Source organism: Natrinema sp. 74 (assembly GCF_046097095.1).
Classification (GTDB): Archaea; Halobacteriota; Halobacteria; order Halobacteriales; family Natrialbaceae; genus Natrinema.
In genome coordinates this window covers 1,865,153-1,880,422 of the sequence record NZ_CP175698.1, presented here as the reverse complement: position 1 = coordinate 1,880,422, position 15,270 = coordinate 1,865,153, and the positions used below count along the sequence as shown (strand labels likewise).

13 protein-coding genes are annotated in these 15,270 nt (G+C 66.1%); 4 read left to right on the top strand and 9 right to left on the bottom strand.

Features of this window, described 5'->3' with window-relative positions:
• Window positions 1-129: 129 nt before the first annotated feature.
• From hjc to ACJ70B_RS09350, 5 genes are all read right to left on the bottom strand, one after another.
• Window positions 130-654 carry a Holliday junction resolvase Hjc gene (gene hjc, locus ACJ70B_RS09370; RefSeq protein WP_408956731.1) on the bottom strand — a complete coding sequence of 175 codons (525 nt, stop codon included), beginning with the start codon at window positions 652-654 and terminating at the stop codon, window positions 130-132.
• Between the two features lie 69 nt (window positions 655-723).
• A complete protein-coding gene (locus tag ACJ70B_RS09365; protein ID WP_408956730.1) occupies window positions 724-1,533 on the bottom strand; it encodes a lysostaphin resistance A-like protein in 810 nt (269 codons plus the stop codon).
• A gap of 154 nt (window positions 1,534-1,687) precedes the next feature.
• Window positions 1,688-2,977, bottom strand: coding sequence for an adenosylhomocysteinase (locus ACJ70B_RS09360; RefSeq protein ID WP_408956729.1), 1,290 nt, complete (start codon window positions 2,975-2,977; stop codon window positions 1,688-1,690).
• Window positions 2,978-3,241: 264 nt separating this feature from the next.
• Window positions 3,242-3,946: a hypothetical protein gene (locus ACJ70B_RS09355; RefSeq protein WP_408956728.1), complete on the bottom strand. Its 705-nt coding sequence runs from the start codon at window positions 3,944-3,946 to the stop codon at window positions 3,242-3,244.
• Between the two features lie 162 nt (window positions 3,947-4,108).
• A complete protein-coding gene (locus ACJ70B_RS09350; protein WP_408956727.1) occupies window positions 4,109-5,407 on the bottom strand; it encodes an amidohydrolase in 1,299 nt (432 codons plus the stop codon).
• A gap of 94 nt (window positions 5,408-5,501) precedes the next feature.
• On the opposite strand from ACJ70B_RS09350, the gene ACJ70B_RS09345 reads away from it, so the two are divergent.
• A complete protein-coding gene (locus tag ACJ70B_RS09345) occupies window positions 5,502-6,173 on the top strand; it encodes a stage II sporulation protein M (RefSeq protein WP_408956726.1) in 672 nt (223 codons plus the stop codon).
• On the opposite strand, the gene ACJ70B_RS09340 is transcribed toward ACJ70B_RS09345, so the two are convergent.
• Window positions 6,170-7,039: a hypothetical protein gene (locus tag ACJ70B_RS09340; protein ID WP_408956725.1), complete on the bottom strand. Its 870-nt coding sequence runs from the start codon at window positions 7,037-7,039 to the stop codon at window positions 6,170-6,172. The genes ACJ70B_RS09345 and ACJ70B_RS09340 overlap by 4 nt on opposite strands.
• 501 nt (window positions 7,040-7,540) lie before the next feature.
• Here ACJ70B_RS09340 and ACJ70B_RS09335 point away from each other — a divergent pair.
• Window positions 7,541-8,425 (top strand): DUF4382 domain-containing protein, encoded by an 885-nt coding sequence (locus ACJ70B_RS09335; RefSeq protein ID WP_408956724.1) that lies wholly within the window; start codon window positions 7,541-7,543, stop codon window positions 8,423-8,425.
• Window positions 8,426-8,491: 66 nt separating this feature from the next.
• Here the strand turns inward: ACJ70B_RS09335 and ACJ70B_RS09330 are convergent, their stop codons facing one another.
• Both ACJ70B_RS09330 and ACJ70B_RS09325 read right to left on the bottom strand, forming a co-directional pair.
• Window positions 8,492-11,092: a heavy metal translocating P-type ATPase gene (locus ACJ70B_RS09330; RefSeq protein WP_408956723.1), complete on the bottom strand. Its 2,601-nt coding sequence runs from the start codon at window positions 11,090-11,092 to the stop codon at window positions 8,492-8,494.
• 84 nt (window positions 11,093-11,176) lie between these two features.
• Window positions 11,177-11,764: an AsnC family transcriptional regulator gene (locus tag ACJ70B_RS09325; protein ID WP_408956722.1), complete on the bottom strand. Its 588-nt coding sequence runs from the start codon at window positions 11,762-11,764 to the stop codon at window positions 11,177-11,179.
• Between the two features lie 126 nt (window positions 11,765-11,890).
• Here ACJ70B_RS09325 and ACJ70B_RS09320 point away from each other — a divergent pair, with 126 nt between their 5' ends.
• Together ACJ70B_RS09320 and ACJ70B_RS09315 are read left to right on the top strand one after the other, a co-directional pair.
• Window positions 11,891-12,088 carry a heavy-metal-associated domain-containing protein gene (locus ACJ70B_RS09320; protein ID WP_408956721.1) on the top strand — a complete coding sequence of 66 codons (198 nt, stop codon included), beginning with the start codon at window positions 11,891-11,893 and terminating at the stop codon, window positions 12,086-12,088.
• Between the two features lie 265 nt (window positions 12,089-12,353).
• Complete coding sequence (locus ACJ70B_RS09315; protein WP_408956720.1) at window positions 12,354-12,722, top strand: SHOCT domain-containing protein; 369 nt, start codon at window positions 12,354-12,356, stop codon at window positions 12,720-12,722.
• Between the two features lie 188 nt (window positions 12,723-12,910).
• On the opposite strand, the gene ACJ70B_RS09310 is transcribed toward ACJ70B_RS09315, so the two are convergent.
• Window positions 12,911-15,247 carry a heavy metal translocating P-type ATPase gene (locus tag ACJ70B_RS09310; protein ID WP_408956719.1) on the bottom strand — a complete coding sequence of 779 codons (2,337 nt, stop codon included), beginning with the start codon at window positions 15,245-15,247 and terminating at the stop codon, window positions 12,911-12,913.
• Window positions 15,248-15,270: the final 23 nt, after the last annotated feature.

Below are 15,270 nucleotides of genomic sequence, written 5' to 3'. Positions count from 1 at the left end.
ATGAAGCGAGGGACCTCGAAAAGGCGACGGCGAAGGACCTCGAGAAGACGACGAAACGCCGTGTCGCCCTCCGAGAGAACACACACCGAGTTGCCACACCACCGCCCGTTTCTCGCCAGTGCTATGGATCTACTCGAGGAGTTCCGCGGCCTCGTCGACGTCCATCACGCCCTGTTCGACGGCGTTGAGCACGCGGAGGGTGTCCTCGTCGGGGCCGTCGTCGCCGTCGGCCGCCGCGGCTTCCTCGAGCGTCACTTTCTCCGAGCGGCCGGTGAACTCGGCGAAGTCGGTGCCTTCGGCGAGGGCGGTTTCTTTTTTGACGCGGTAGTTCCCCCCGTCGGTGACGTGGAGGTCACCGGGATGGAAGAAGTACCAGTCCTCGCGATCGAAGCGGACGCCGATCCGGGGTTTTGCGCCGAAGTTTTGCGCGAAGTAGATCAGCGCCTCGACTTCCTCGCCGGTCAGATAGATGGGGTCGCCCGAACTCGATTTCGCCTCGATCGCGTAGAATTGCTCGCTGTCGCCGGCCAACACGTCGGGGAGTTCGCGTTCAGTCGCGGAGCCGCTGGCGGGCGCGCGCATCACCGCGAAGCCGGCCTCGTCGAGCGCGTTGACGAGTTCCCGTTCACGGCGGTCGCCCTTCGCCTGAGACATATCCCGACCGTCACGGCCCGTCGATAAGAAAGAACCGAACGCGTCGCGAACGTGATCGACCGCGGACAGCTACAGCGGAACGGCGGCGGCGAGATCGACCGCCACCGACATCGATTCGGCGGTCTCGAGGTTGTACTCGAGGACGAGATACTGGAGGCCAAATTGGACGCCGTTGAAGACGGCGTGGGCGGCGATCGGCACGAGGAGGTTGTCGGTCTCCGCGTAGAGGAAACCGAAGATCGCGGCACCGCCCATGACGACCGCGACGGGGACGGCGGTCGCAAGCAGCGACTCCGAGAGCGCGGCGTAGACCGGGAAGTGAATCAGGCCGAAGATGACGCTGGCAATGGCGACCGCTCGTCGCCGAGAAAAGGCGTCGTAGAGGCGCTTCTGGACGATATTTCGGTAGAGGAACTCCTCGGCCGGCGCGTTGAACAAGAAGACGATGGCGATCATCACCAGGAGCATCGTCTGATCGTTTCCGATGTACGTCGAGACCTGATTCTCCGCGGTCGGCAGTGAGAGCAACTGGACGGCGATGCTGATCAGGACGTAAAACGCGATCCCGCCGACGACGCCGGCGAGAACGTAGCCCCATCCCCGCCGCGTCGGCCAGCGGAGGTCGACGTACGACCAGCCCCGGTCGGTGACGGCGAGGTAGATACCGCCGGCGACGACGAACCCGAGGAACCCGAGAATCAGCATGCCTGCTCGGCTGGCGATCGACGCATCAGTCGGCGCGGTGAGCAGTTCCGGATCGAGCAGAAATGCCGGCAGCGTGGTCACCTGCTGGACGCCCAGCCCGAAGAGCGCCAACACGGCAGCGATGACCGTCGAGGAAATCGGACCGTCGGTCCGGCGATGTGAAAACGTGGCCATACCAGCGGTACGGTCACTGTCCCCTTGGGCGTTCCCGTCGAGGAAATCCCGGCTTCGCGAGTCCGGCCGGCGGTCTCGAGAAAGAGAATCCCCGCGTTCATCGTCGAAACGATCGAAGAAACCGTGGGGGCCAACCGCCGGCCGGCCGGTCCAGCTACGTCCCGTGGTCCCAGCTGCTCATGTAGTCGCGCTGGGTGTCCGTCAGCGAGTCGAAGTCGACGCCCTCGGCCTCGAGTTTGATCTCGGCGATCTCTTTGTCGAGGTCGTCGGGAACGTCGTGGACGCCGGCGTCGTACTCGTCGCCGTTTTCCAGCATCTCGCGGACGCAGACGGCCTGAATCCCGAAGGACTGGTCCATGACCTCGACGGGGTGGCCAAGCGAGACGGGCGCGGCGAGGTTAACCAGTCGGCCCTCGGCGATGACGTTGAGTCGACGGCCGTCGGCCAGCTCGTAGGCCTCGACGCCATCGCGGGCCTCGTAGCGGTCGACCGCGAGATCGTCTAAGGTCTCGAGGTCGATCTCGATGTCGAAGTGGCCCGCGTTGGCGAGCAAGACGCCGTCGCTCATCTTCTCGAAGTGTTCCTCGACGATGACGTCTCGGTTGCCGGTCGTCGTCAGGAAGACGTCGCCGACCTCGGCGGCCTCGTCCATCGGCATGACCTCGTAGCCCTCCATGTGGGCCTCGAGGGCGCGGCGGGGCTCGACCTCGGTGACGATGACGTTGGCGTTCTGGCCCGACGCCTTCTTCGCGACGCCCTTGCCGCAGTAGCCGTAGCCCGCGACAACGACGTTCTTCCCGGCCCATGAGAGGTTCGTGGTCATGGCGATGGAGGCCAGTGAGGACTCGCCAGTGCCGTGGACGTTGTCGAACAGCCGCTTCATTGGCGTGTCGTTGACCGCGAAGACGGGGTACTCGAGCGCGCCGTCTGCGTCCATCGCGCGCAGGCGGTGGACGCCGGTCGTCGTCTCCTCGGCCCCGCCGACGATCCCGTCGATCAGTTCGGGGTAGTCCTCGTGGATCGCGGCCACGAGGTCCATTCCGTCGTCGACGGTGATCGTGGGCTCGTGGGCAATGACGGCCTCGATCGCGGCGTAGTACTCGTCGTCGTCGACGCCGCGCTTGGCGTAGCTGGTGATGTTTTCGTGGGTATCCAGCGCCGCCGAGACGTCGTCGTGGGTCGAGAGCGGATTACAGCCCGTGACGGCGACCTCGGCACCGCCCTCGGCGAGCGTCTCGACGAGCATCGCCGTCTTGGCCTCGACGTGCATCGCCATCCCGATGCGTTCGCCCTCGAAGGGCTGCTCGGCGACGAACTCCTCGCGAACGTGCTCTAAGATTGGCATGTGTTGGGCGGCCCAGTCCATCTTGCGGCGTCCCTCCTCGCGAGCGGTCTCGAGGTCCTCGAGTTGCTCGCTGATCGAGGGATATGCGGCGTCGGTCATGGGTCGACTGAGTGGGACCGAGGCCAAAACGGTACCGAACCGAGCCGACAGCAGTATGCGGTGCTCCCGTCACAAGCGTGGGAAAGCCGACCGAAACGCGGACGGGGAAAACGGAGAGGTGGTGGGTTCGGACACCGCGTGCCTCGTCGACCGGCACGACGCCCGCGAGGGCGACCGCCGATCGCGTTCCGACGCCGGCGACGACCGAGGGAGTGGATCGGAACCGTCGGTCGGCGTCAGTCGGTCGACTGCGAACGACAGTCGTTACTCGTCGGAACTCGGTGGACCGGCGTGACTCGGCGGGCCGCCGCCCTTCTTGTCATCGTCGTTTCCGCCGTTGCCCTGATTACCGTCGTCGGTCGGCGGACCGGCGTGGCCCGGCTGGCCGCGCTTACCGTCGCTCTGATTACCGTCGTCGGTCGGCGGACCGGTGTGACCGGGCGGACCGGCGTGACCCAGCGGGCCGGCGTGGGCCGGCGCGTTACCGGGGTTGTTCTCGACGACGAAGTTCGCGACCGCGAGGCCGATCGAGCCGTTCGTCTCGTTTTGCTGTTCCTCGACGAACTGGGAGACGAGCGAGCCGAAGTCCGTCGCGGACTCGTTGGCAGTCTCGTTGCCGCCGGTGTCGGCCGTCAGCGTCGCCGTGGCCGTCGCCGTCTGGTTACCGGCCGCGGCGGTGATCGAGACCGTCACGTTCTGTTCGGGTGCGGGGAGGTCGACCGTGCCGTTCGCGTCGGTCGTGTAGTCGCCCGTCCCACTGTACGATACGTTCTCATCGGTCGTCGCGACAGAAACGGTCGCGTTTTCGACCGTACTGTTCGTATCCGTCACCGTAACGAGACCGTTGCTATCGTCGACGGACACCGATAGATCGCCGTCAACTTCCTGTGCCGCCACCGTGCCCGCCGATGCGAAGACGGACACGAGCATGACGGCCACGAGTGCCGTCGTCAGCAGTCGATTCTTCATCATCCGAGCGTGACTTTCAGGCAGGATTAAATAAACCCGGCCGGCAGTTCTCGGGGTTTGTTACGTGCCAAAGCGGAGCGAGAATCGTTTTGGGAGTTTATCGACCGATCTGAGGGTTTATTTCTCGCTCGGAGGGTTCCGTCGATCGACTCGAGACAGCACCTAGCCGTCAGCACGAGCGGCCAGCGCGTCGGCCGCCTCGAGCGCCCGTTCCCGAACCGCCGCCTCGTCCAGCGTCAGCACCTCGCGGTCGCGCATGAGGACGCGGCCGTCACAGACGGTGTGGCGCACGTCGGCCGCCGCGGCCGCGTACGCAAGGTGGCTCACGAGGTCGTGGGCCGGCGTCAGATGCGGTTCGTCGAGGTCGATCACCGCGAGGTCGGCCGGTGCGCCTTCCTCGAGTCGACCCGACTCGAAGCCGATCGCCTCCGCGCTGCCCCGGGTCGCCATCTCGACGACCGCCTCAGCGGACACCGCGCTGGCGTCGTCGGCCGCGAGTTTGCCGAGCATGGCCGCGTCGCGGGCCTCGTCTAGCATCGAGAGGTCGTTGTTCGAGGCCGCGCCGTCGGTTCCCAGACCGACGGTGACGCCGGCCTCGAGCATGGATTCGACGGGAGCCATCCCGCTTGCCAATTTCATATTCGAGGCCGGACAGTGGACGACGCCGGTTCCGGCCTCGGCGAGCAGGTCGATCTCCGTCTCGTCGAGGTGGACGCCGTGGGCGACGAAGTCCTCGGACTCGAGCATCCCGCGCTCGGCGGCGTACTCGAGGGGGCGCTCGCCGTGTTCCTCGACGATCGGCGCGACCTCGTCTGCGGTCTCGTTGGCGTGGTAGTGGATCGGTACGCCCGCCTCGCGGGCTTCGGGGACGAACTCCTCGAGATACTTGCTTCCGACGGTCGTCAGCGAGTGGGGCATAAACGCCGTCGAGATCCGGCCGTCGGCCGCGCCGTCGTACTCGCGAGCGATCTCGAGGCTCGTCTTCGCGTCGTCGCGGGCGGCCTCGCCGTCCTTGGCGACGGTGACGATCCCGTGGCCGAGCCGGGCGCGGAGCCCCGCGTTCTCGACCGCCGCGGCAACCTTGGGGACGTGGAAGTACATGTCCGCGATCGCAGTCGTGCCGGCTTTGATCTGCTCGAGCAGCCCCAGTTCGGCACCGACGCGGACGTCTTCGGGTCGCAACTCGCCCTCCGCGGGCCAGATGTCCTCCTGGAGCCACGCGTCGAGGGGCTTATCGTCGGCGTACCCCCGCAGGAGCGTCATCGCGACGTGGCAGTGGCCGTTGACGAACCCCGGCGTGACCAGCGAGTTCGCGGCGTCGAGCGTCTCGTCGGCGTCGCCTCCGAGACCGGTCCCGGTCTCGAGGATCTCGCCGCTATCTCGGTCGACCAGTACGTCCGCGGCCGTCACCGACAGGTCGGGTTCGAGGACCCGCCCGTCGGTGATCGCAAGCGTCGTCATTGGTTTGGGATTCTCGTCGGGCCGCCTTAGCCTGTCGATAGACCGCCGTGAAACGAGTCGCGACCTTTATGGATCATTTCGAAGACATAACGGTATGGACACCCAGACTCGAGGGGATCGCACGTCCGCCGGCAGCTATCCGCCACGGGCCGCGCTCACGGACGCATGGGACGAACACCGCCGGTACGTCGGCTTCGCCGCCGGCCTGTTCGCGGTCGGCATCGTCATCGGCATCGCGCTGCTGGCCGCCGGTTACAACCTCCTCGAGATCATCCAGGAGGCGATCGGCGAGCCGCTGTTCCCAGACATCGGCAGCCGGAGCAGGGCCGAACTGGCGCAGTTCCTGTTGCTCAACAACAGCCGGGCGTTCATCTTCTCAATCCTCGGCGCGCTCACGCTCGGCCTCCTGACGGCCTGGGCGATGCTGTTCAACGGCGTCATCGTCGGCAACGTCGGCGCGTCCGTCGCCGGCGAGATCGGGATCGGCTACATCCTCGTCGGCCTGCTCCCCCACGGGATCTTCGAACTCCCGGCGCTGTTCGTCGCCGCCGGCGTCGGCTTTCGGTTCCTGTACCGGATCGGCCAGCGCGTCCGCGGTAGCCGCGACGCCATCGTCACGAAATCGTATCTCTACCGGACCGCTGTCCTCGTCCTCGCGGCCTGGCTCTTACTTGCCGTCGCCGCCGTCGTCGAGGCGTTCGTCACGCCCGCCCTGCTCGAGGCGCTGTTTGCCGGGCAACTCGAGGGCGCGAGCGCGACTCCCTAACGACGGCGATCGGCCACCGTTTCGGTCAGTTCACGGTCCTGAGCGGATCGAATCGCCAGCTCGAGTAGGGCAAGGACGAATACGGCAGCGGAGAGATAGAGGAAGGAGAGACCCGGATGCGGGCCTTCCGGAGCGGGAGACGACGGGAACACCGTGGCAGCGACGATGGCCGGGGCGGCGACCGCATACAGGGTCAGCGGTGCGACGAGGCCGCTAAATCGTAGTCCTGCGAGCATAGCCGCCGTGGCGACACCGGTCGGAACGAGAACGAAGCAAACGGTCGAAACGTCCGTCTGAACGTAGTTTGGAAGATCCAAAAGCCCGACACCGAGACCGACGACGAACCCGGCGCTGCAGAGAGTTAGCCACGATCGAGACCGTGATGGCAGAAAGTCCGGGAGGTGTCGAAGCCGGTCGTCACCGAAGCCGTATTCGGACCGGAGTGTGAACTCGGCGACACCGGCAACGATCAACAGAGAGAGCCACGCGTACCACGATTTCGCGTAGCTCGAGGCATAGACCGGCCCTTCGATAAACAGTTCTGTTGGACCCATCACCGCTTCGGGAGCAGGAGCCGTCAAGACGAGGGACACGACACCGCCGAGAAGCAAACCGAGCCCTCCGGCAGGCGCGACCAGTCGAGTAGCGGCCGTAACGACTACTGGAACGAAGCCGAGAGCGAACACGCCGATCCAGATCTGGGGCGTCTCGAGTACGGAACCGACGAACACGGCGTTGAGAGACGTGGGGTTCCCGGGCTCGAAAAGCGGCGAGTTCACGTGCGTCAGCATTCCAAGCGTTAGGACAACGTTCAGGAACCCGCCGAGGCAACCGAGGACGACCGACCCGACGAGCGAGCGATTCATATCGATCTTCCGCTGTCGCGGAGCGGATGGCCAAAGCGGTTCGATAACCGGCTACCGTCGGCGGGCAGTACGACCGGTTCGGAACCGCACTCACCGGTGGGAAAGCGTGTCCCGAGTGCGGTGCGTGTTCCATCCATCACAGTGGGTTCCGTGGCATCCATGTCTGCGCGTTCTGTACCGAAAGCGGTACTCGAGTATCAATTATAGCTTCCCTCATTTGTAATTTACCCCACATCTTCGTGGATCCCCGTCCGTGGGTACGGGAGAGAACACAGCGAAGCGGCGGAGAGACCGATCGAGCCATCACTTCCGTCCTACGAGGGAAGTCCTGTCCGATATCACCGTTGTCGAAGCACTGTTCGCCGTCCGACTCGAGGGCGCGAGCGCGACTCCCTAACGACGGCGATCGGCCATCGTTTCGGTCAGTTTACGCCGCTGAACGATTCTGAACGGCGTGTATCGTCCCCCCTCTTTTCCTCGGGCAACTGATTTTCATCGAGTATGAATAGACGCGCAATCCAACTGGTACTCGTTGCGGCGCTGGTCGCCATCGCCGGCTGTGCCGGCGGCATGGGTGGACAGCCAGCACAGGAATCGACGAACGACGACGGAACCACGGTGGACTCGAGCGACGGCGGCGTCGGCACGGCCGCGTTCTACGTGAGCGACGAGCCAAGCGTCATCGACGACTTCGAGCATCTCAACGTGACGATCACGAAGGTCGGCTTCAAGAAAGTCGGTAGCGCGAGCGACGGCAGCGGAAACGAGTCCGACGGCGAAGAGAGCGATGCGGACGACGATCCCGAATCGACCAACGAAACGGCGGCCGACGAGACTGACGGCGAGACGGGGAACGAGACGAACACCGACGACGGAACCGGCAACGAGACCGAGTCCGGTGAGGAGAAGAAAGGCGGCGACGGCGGTGACGGCGCGTCCGAGGAGCGCTGGGTCGAGTACGACGTCAACGAGACGACGGTCGACCTCACCGAACTGCAGGGCGCGAACGCGTCCATGATCGACGCGTTCGAGCTGCCGGCCGGCGAGTACGAGACCGTCTTCATCTACGTCAGCGACACCGAAGGCGTCCTGACCGACGGGACCACGACGCGGGTGAAACTGCCGAGCAACAAGCTCCAGCTCCACACGACGTTCACCATCGGCAATAACGAGTCGGTCGACTTCGTCTACGACATCGCGCCCCACAAGGCCGGCAAGAGCGGGAAGTACGTCCTCAAGCCGGTGATCAGCCAGAGCGGCACCGGAGAGGACGTCGAAATCCGCGACGTCGATAACGAGCAGGACGACGAGGAGACGGACGACGAGAAGGGCAACCCCAACGGGAACGGCGACGGAACGGCCACGGAGAAGCCGCGGGAGAACTAACGCAGAAACGCGAACGCTACTTCTCGAGCGGGTCGATACCCGTTCGCCGACGCTGTGAGACGCCGTTCAGCGCCGAAGCCGACCGAGCAGCTGGTAGTCCCGGTCGGGCGTGTACCGGCGGAACAACAGGCTGTTCGAGAGGACCGACACCGACGACAGCGCCATCGCGCCGGCCGCGAGGACCGGCTGGAGCAGCCCCAGCGAGGCTAGCGGGATCATCGCGGTGTTGTAGCCGAGCGCCCAGACGAGGTTCTGCTTGATCTTCTGGAGGGTCGCCTCCGAAATTCGGATGGCCTTCACCACGTCCAGCGGATCGTCGCGCATCAGGGTCACGTCCGCGGCCTCGATGGCCACGTCCGTCCCGGAACCGATGGCGGTGCCGACGTAGGCGACCGCGAGCGCAGGCGCGTCGTTGACCCCGTCGCCGACCATCATCGCCTTTCGACCCGACGACTGGATCTCCTCGACGGCGTCGGCCTTGTCCTCCGGCAGGACGCCCGCGCGGACGTTCTCGGGGTCGATCCCAACGCGCTCGGCGACGGCGCGGGCCGTCCGCTCGTTGTCACCAGTGATCAGCATCACGTCGAGGCCGCGCTCGCGCAGCGCGGCGACCGCATCGGCCGAGCGTTCCTTGACCGTGTCGGCGTCCGCGACCACGCCCGCGACCGCGCCGTCGACCGCGACCAGCATCGCGGTCTTGCCCTCGCGCTCGAGCCGTTCCATCGCCCCTTCGGCGGGCGCGGGATCGACGCCGTCCGACTCGAGCAGCCGCCGGTTGCCGACTAGCACCTCGTGGTCGCCGACGGTCGCCCGAACGCCCTGTCCGGGGACGTTCTCGAACTCGTCGGGATCGGTCGGCTCGAGACCGCGTTCCGCGGCCCCCTCGACGATGGCCTGCGCGAGCGGGTGTTCGCTGTTGCGCTCGGCGCTGGCGGCCAGTCGGAGCACCTCGTTTTGATCGAGACCCGCTCGAGCGGTCAGCGCGCCGCCGTCGGCGGCCGGTTCGCCGCCGTCAGCGGCGGTCGCCGTCTCCCCGTCGTCCTCGAGCGCGACCACGTCGGTCAGCGTCATTTCGCCGGTGGTGAGCGTGCCGGTCTTGTCGAAGACGACGGTGTCGACGTCCTTCGCGCGCTCTAAGACGTCGCCGCCCTTGAACAGGACGCCGTTTTGCGCGCCCAGCGTGGAGCCGACCATCGTCGCCGCGGGCGTGGCCAGCCCCAGCGCGCAGGGACAAGCGATCAGTACCGCGGAGGCGAAGACGACAACCGCGAACTCGAACGTCGAGAGCGCGGCCGGGCCGCCGCCGACCAGCCCCCACAGCGGGAGCGAACCGACGAAGCCCGCGAGCGCCTCGGGGAAGAGGAACCAGATCAGCCCCCAGAAGATCGCGTTCAGGATGACCGCGGGGACGAAGTACGCCGAGATCCGATCCGCGAGATTCTGGATCTCCGGCTGGCGCGCCTGCGCTTCCTTGACCGTCTGGACGATCTGCTGGAGCGCCGTGTCCTTGCCGACCTTCGTCGCCTCGACGGTCAATACGCCGTTCTCGTTGACCGTCGAGCCGACGACCTCGTCGCCGGGTTCTTTCTCGACGGGGACCGACTCACCGGTCACCATCGACTCGTCGACCGCCGACTGCCCGTCGACGACGACGCCGTCCGTCGGCACCTTCTCGCCCGGCCGGACCTTCATCCGATCGCCGACCGTGACGTCCTCGAGGGGCACCTCCTGTTCGGTCCCCTCGTCGTCGACCAGCGTGGCCGTCTCGGCCTCCATCTCGAGCAGCTTCCGCAGCGCCTCGCCGGCCTGGCCCTTCGAACGGGCCTCGAGGTAGTTACCGAGCGTGATGAACACGAGGATCATCGCGGCGGTGTCGAAGTAGAGACTGCCGGCGAGCAGGTCCAGCAGAACGACGAGGCTGTAGAGGTAGGCCGTCGACGAGCCCAGCGCGATCAGTACGTCCATGTTGGCCGACCGGTTCTTGACGAGCGCCGTGTAGGAGTTTGCGAAGAACTCCCGGCCCAGCAGAACGTAGACGGGCGTCGCGAGCAGGAACTCGACCCAGCCAAACGAGATTCCGAAAACGGTCTCGGGAACGAGGTCTCCGCCGAGCAGGAACTTGTCGGCGAGAAACAGCAGGAACGGGGCCGACAGGACCGCGCCAAAAATCGTCAGCCGGCGCTGTTTGCGGATCTCCTCCTGTCGGGCCGCGTCGCGCCGTTCCTGATCAGACTCCTCGCCGCCCTCGTCGCGGACGGGCGTGTAACCCGCCTCCTCGATGGCCTCGTAAAGCGCCGACAACGAGGTGTCTGCCGGGTTGTACTCGACGGCCGCCTCGTCGGTTGCGTAGTTCACGTCGGCGTCGATGACGCCGGAAGTGTCCTCGAGGGCCGACTCGTTGGCCTCAGCGCAGTTCGCACAGGACATGTCGGTGATGCCGATCGACCGACTCGCACGCACCGCGTCGTATCCGGCGTCCTCGATCGCGCCGTAGATCTCCGCGAGCGATACTGCCTCGGGGTCGTACTCGACGGTTCCCTCGTCGGTGGCGAAGTTAGCGGTGGCCTCGTACACACCGTCGAGAGACGTTACGGCATCGGTAATCGCCTGCGAACAATTCGCACAACTCATGCCCCGAATGTCGAGGTGTGTAGTCCGTGTGCTCATTACAAACGTCTAGGGGAGCCAGCTTTACTCGTTTTACTGGCTAGAATCCAAACCAGATCGAGCGAGTGAAATTGGAATCGAAAGTCAGGCCCCCTCCTCGAGTCGTTCGTATCGACCTTCGAACCGGCTCGAGCAGGAGGAACAGCAGAAGTGATACACCTCGCCGTCGATGCGGGTCGATTCACCCTCGCTGTCGACGGTATTGCCGCATTCGGCGCAGGTGAGCGCGAACGAGGTGCCGTCGAGCGACGGCGTCCACTCGGCGTCGTCGAGCAGCGTCACCGCGTAGTCGACACCGTCGGTGGGAAAGAGCCCGTCGAGCCACTCACGGACCCGCTGGACCTGTGCACGCGCGTAGAACCAGAGTTCGCCGTCGGCGGTTACGAAGACGTGCTCGACGGCGTCAGCGTCCGCGATCGCCGCTCTGCAGTCGTCGACCACGCTCGGGGGAACGGTCGCCCGCACGAACACCGGGATGCCGGCCCGGAGCTGTGACTGATCGACGTCGACGGTGAAGCCCTCGATGATGCCGGCCTCCTCGAGGCGGTCGACTCGATCCGAGACGGCCGGTCCGGAGAGACCGACTCGCTCGGCGATCTCGCTGTACGGCCGGCGGGCGTTCTCGCCCAACAGCCGCAGGATTTCCATATCGGTTTCGTCGAGGTCTCGCATACTGGCCGTTCGGTCTCGAGGGCAAAGAGTTCGGGGGATAGTGCTTTCGATTCAAAAGTGGGTATCGTCTCATGCTTCGGGTTATAAAGGATAATGCACAAAGAACCCGAGTCCGTATATGAGCCTATGAGCCGGACAATCACCGTCGAAGGCATGTCCTGTGAACACTGTGAACAGACCGTCGAAGAAGCGCTCGAGGACGTCGACGGCGTCAACTCGGTAGACGTCGACCGCGACGCGGAGCAGGCGACCGTCGAGGGCGACGCTGAGACGCCGGCGCTCGTCGAAGCGGTCGACGAGGCCGGCTACGAGGCATCGGCGTAATCGAGCCAGTCACCGTTTTACGACGCTCCAATCTGCGGTCGAGAGCCGACAGAGTACACCGTGGCTTCGAAAGCGGCCGAGGCCGAGACGTTCGGATCGGTACGCGGCTTCGGCGAGGCAGGTTCGAATTCGGTCAGCGAATCGTGCACAACCGTACATATCGAAGGTGATCCGTACAGCGACCTTGGGTTCGAAGGGAAAATTGCATTGAATACGGAGACCGTTTTCCGAGGTGGAGACGGACGACCCGTCGCCGGTGATCCACATGACAGCAGAGACACGCGACACCCGACTCGCCACGGCCGTCCTCATTGCCATCGGTGCCCTCATCGTACTTCCAATGGTGTTCATGGGGTTCGGAATGCTGGGCTTTGGCCCGATGATGGGCGGCACGTGGGGCCACGGAATGTGGGGCGGCGGAACCGGAGCCGGTTGGATGGCGCTCGTCGCCGTCGCGATGCAGTTAGCGTTTCTCATCGCGATCGTCGGCGGGGGCTACCTCCTCTACCGCGCAATCGCCGGGCCGGGCGGTAACGATCGGGCACTCGAGGAACTGCGCGTCGCGTACGCCCGCGGCGACCTGAGTGAGGAGGAGTACGAGCAGCGACGGAACGCGCTCGAGCGGGATCGATAACGCCGCGGCGGCAGACTGCGCCTCGAGCGGCCCGCGTTACCGCGGTGGCGCGGTCGGCTGCGACGGCCGGGCTCGGTATCGAGACGGTGTGCCGTCTCACGGACTGTCCGCGAACCCGTTCCCGACTCCGTCGTGCCCGTGAGCGACGGCGGGAGCGTCGGTCCGGCTACCGGTCAGACAGTCGCGGCTCAGTCCGCCGGCCGCGGCTCTCCCGACGCGGAGACACCCGGTAGGCTCGGCACGGAGAGGTCGACGCGTCGGAGGAACTGCGCGTTGATCGCGACGATCACCGTGCTGAGCGACATGAGCAACGCGCCGACCGCCGGCGAGAGGAGAACGCCGATCGGCGCGAGGATCCCGGCCGCCAGCGGGAGCGCGAAGACGTTGTAGCCCGCGGCCCAGACGAGGTTCTGTTGCATCTTCCGGTAGCTCGCGCGACTCAGTTTCACGAGCCGAACCACGTCCATCGGATCGTTCTGGACCAGCACGATCTCCGCTGACTGGACGGCGACGTCCGTTCCGCTGCCGATCGCGACCCCGATGTCGGCCCGCGCGAGCGCCGGCGCGTCGTTGACCCCGTCGCCGACCATCGCGACGGCTTTCCCCCGCTCCCGTAGCTCCGTGATCTTCGCGTCCTTGTCCTCGGGCAGTACCTCGGCGAAGACCGTGTCGATCCCGAGGTCGGCCGCGACCGCGTGGGCCACGTCCTCGGAGTCGCCTGTCAGCATCGCCACCTCGAGTCCCAACTCGTGGAGCGCGTCGACCACGCGGTAGCTCTCCGGGCGGATCACGTCCGCGAGCGCGACCGCGGCGATCGGCCGTTCCTCGCGACTCGCTCGGTCTGAGGGCTCGCTGCGCTCGCCCTCGCGAACGAGATACACGACGGTCTGTGCGTTCTCGCCCGCCCGCTCTGCGAACTGCTCGAGTGTCGCTGGCACGTCACCCTCGAGTTCCGCGAGCAGGTTCGGCCCGCCGACGGAGACCCGTTCGCCGTCTCGCGGTTCGTCGCCGCGAGATACTCCGGCGGCGCGAAGCGCCGCCCCGTCGACCGTCGCACGAACGCCGCGACCTTTCAGCGCCTCGAAGTCGGTTGCCGGACGCGTCTCGAGGCCGCGTTCGTCGGCCGCCTCGCGGATGGCCCGGGCGATCATGTGCTCGGAATCGCCCTCGACGGTCGCGGCGAGTGCGAGGGCTTCGTCCTCGGAGACGCCGTCAACGGTCGCGATATCGACGACGCCCTGTTCGCCCTCGGTGAGCGTCCCGGTCTTGTCGAAGACGACGGTATCGAGGGTTCGAGCCTGCTCCATGGCGATCCGGTCGCGGACGAGCATCCCGTTGCGCGCGGCCAGCGAGGTGTTGATCGCGACGACCAGCGGGATCGCCAGCCCGAGCGCGTGCGGACAGGCGATGACGAGGACGGTGACGACCCGCTCGATCACCGCCGAATCGAAGCCCGTCGCGATCGTCCACGCGACGGCCGTGACGACGGCCGCGCCGAGCGCGACGTAGAACAGCCAGCCCGCGGCGCGGTCGGCCAGCGCCTGCGTCTTCGACTCACTCGACTGAGCCTCCTCGACCAGCCGCATAATGCCAGCAAGCGTCGTCTCCTCGCCCGTCGCGCTGATCCGCACGCGAAGGCTGCCGTCCCCGTTGATCGTTCCGCCGATTACCTCGTCACCGGGCTCCTTCGCGACCGCCATCGATTCGCCGGTGATCATCGACTCGTTCACGTCCGAGTCGCCCTCCTCGACGACGCCGTCGGCGGGCACGCTCGCGCCGGGCCGAACGAGGACGAGATCTTCCGCCTCGAGTTCGCTCGCTGGCACTTCTTCGGTCTCACCGTCATCCGTGATCCGCTCGGCCGTGTCGGGCATGAGTTTCGCCAGTTCGTCCAGCGCGCTCGAGGCCCGCCGGACGGAGCGCATCTCGATCCAGTGGCCCAGCAGCATGATGTCGATCAGCGTGACGAGTTCCCAGAAGAACGCCGCCTCCGTAGGGACGACGACGCTCGCGAGGCTGTAGCCGAACGCGACGGTGATCGCCATCGAGATGAGCGTCATCATCCCCGGCGCGCGATCGCGCAGTTCGGGGACGGCCATCTCGAGGAAGGGGACACCGCCGTAGGCGAAGACGATCACCGCGAAGACGGGATTGATCCACTCGCTGCCGGGGAACGCGGGGACCGAAAAGCCGAGCCACGTCTGGAGCGCCTCGCTGTACAACAGAACGGGAATCGAGAGCAGCGTCGAGACGAAAAACCGCCGCCGGAACATCGTCTCGTGGCCCTCGTGCATTCCGCCGCCGTGGTCGCCGTGACCGCCACCGTGGTCGTGGCCACCACCGTGATCGCGATTTCCGTGTTCGGCGTGGCCCTCCCCGCGTTCCTGCCGGTCCTGGATTTCGTCGTGTGCGCGCTCGGCGTCGTCGGCCTCGTCCTCGAGCAGCGACTCCTCGACCCGGTCGGACCGCTCGCGGTCAGCAGCCGACACGCCGTCGTCGTCCACGCGGTGATCGTGCTCGTCCATCACTCCATCCTCGAATGAGATAC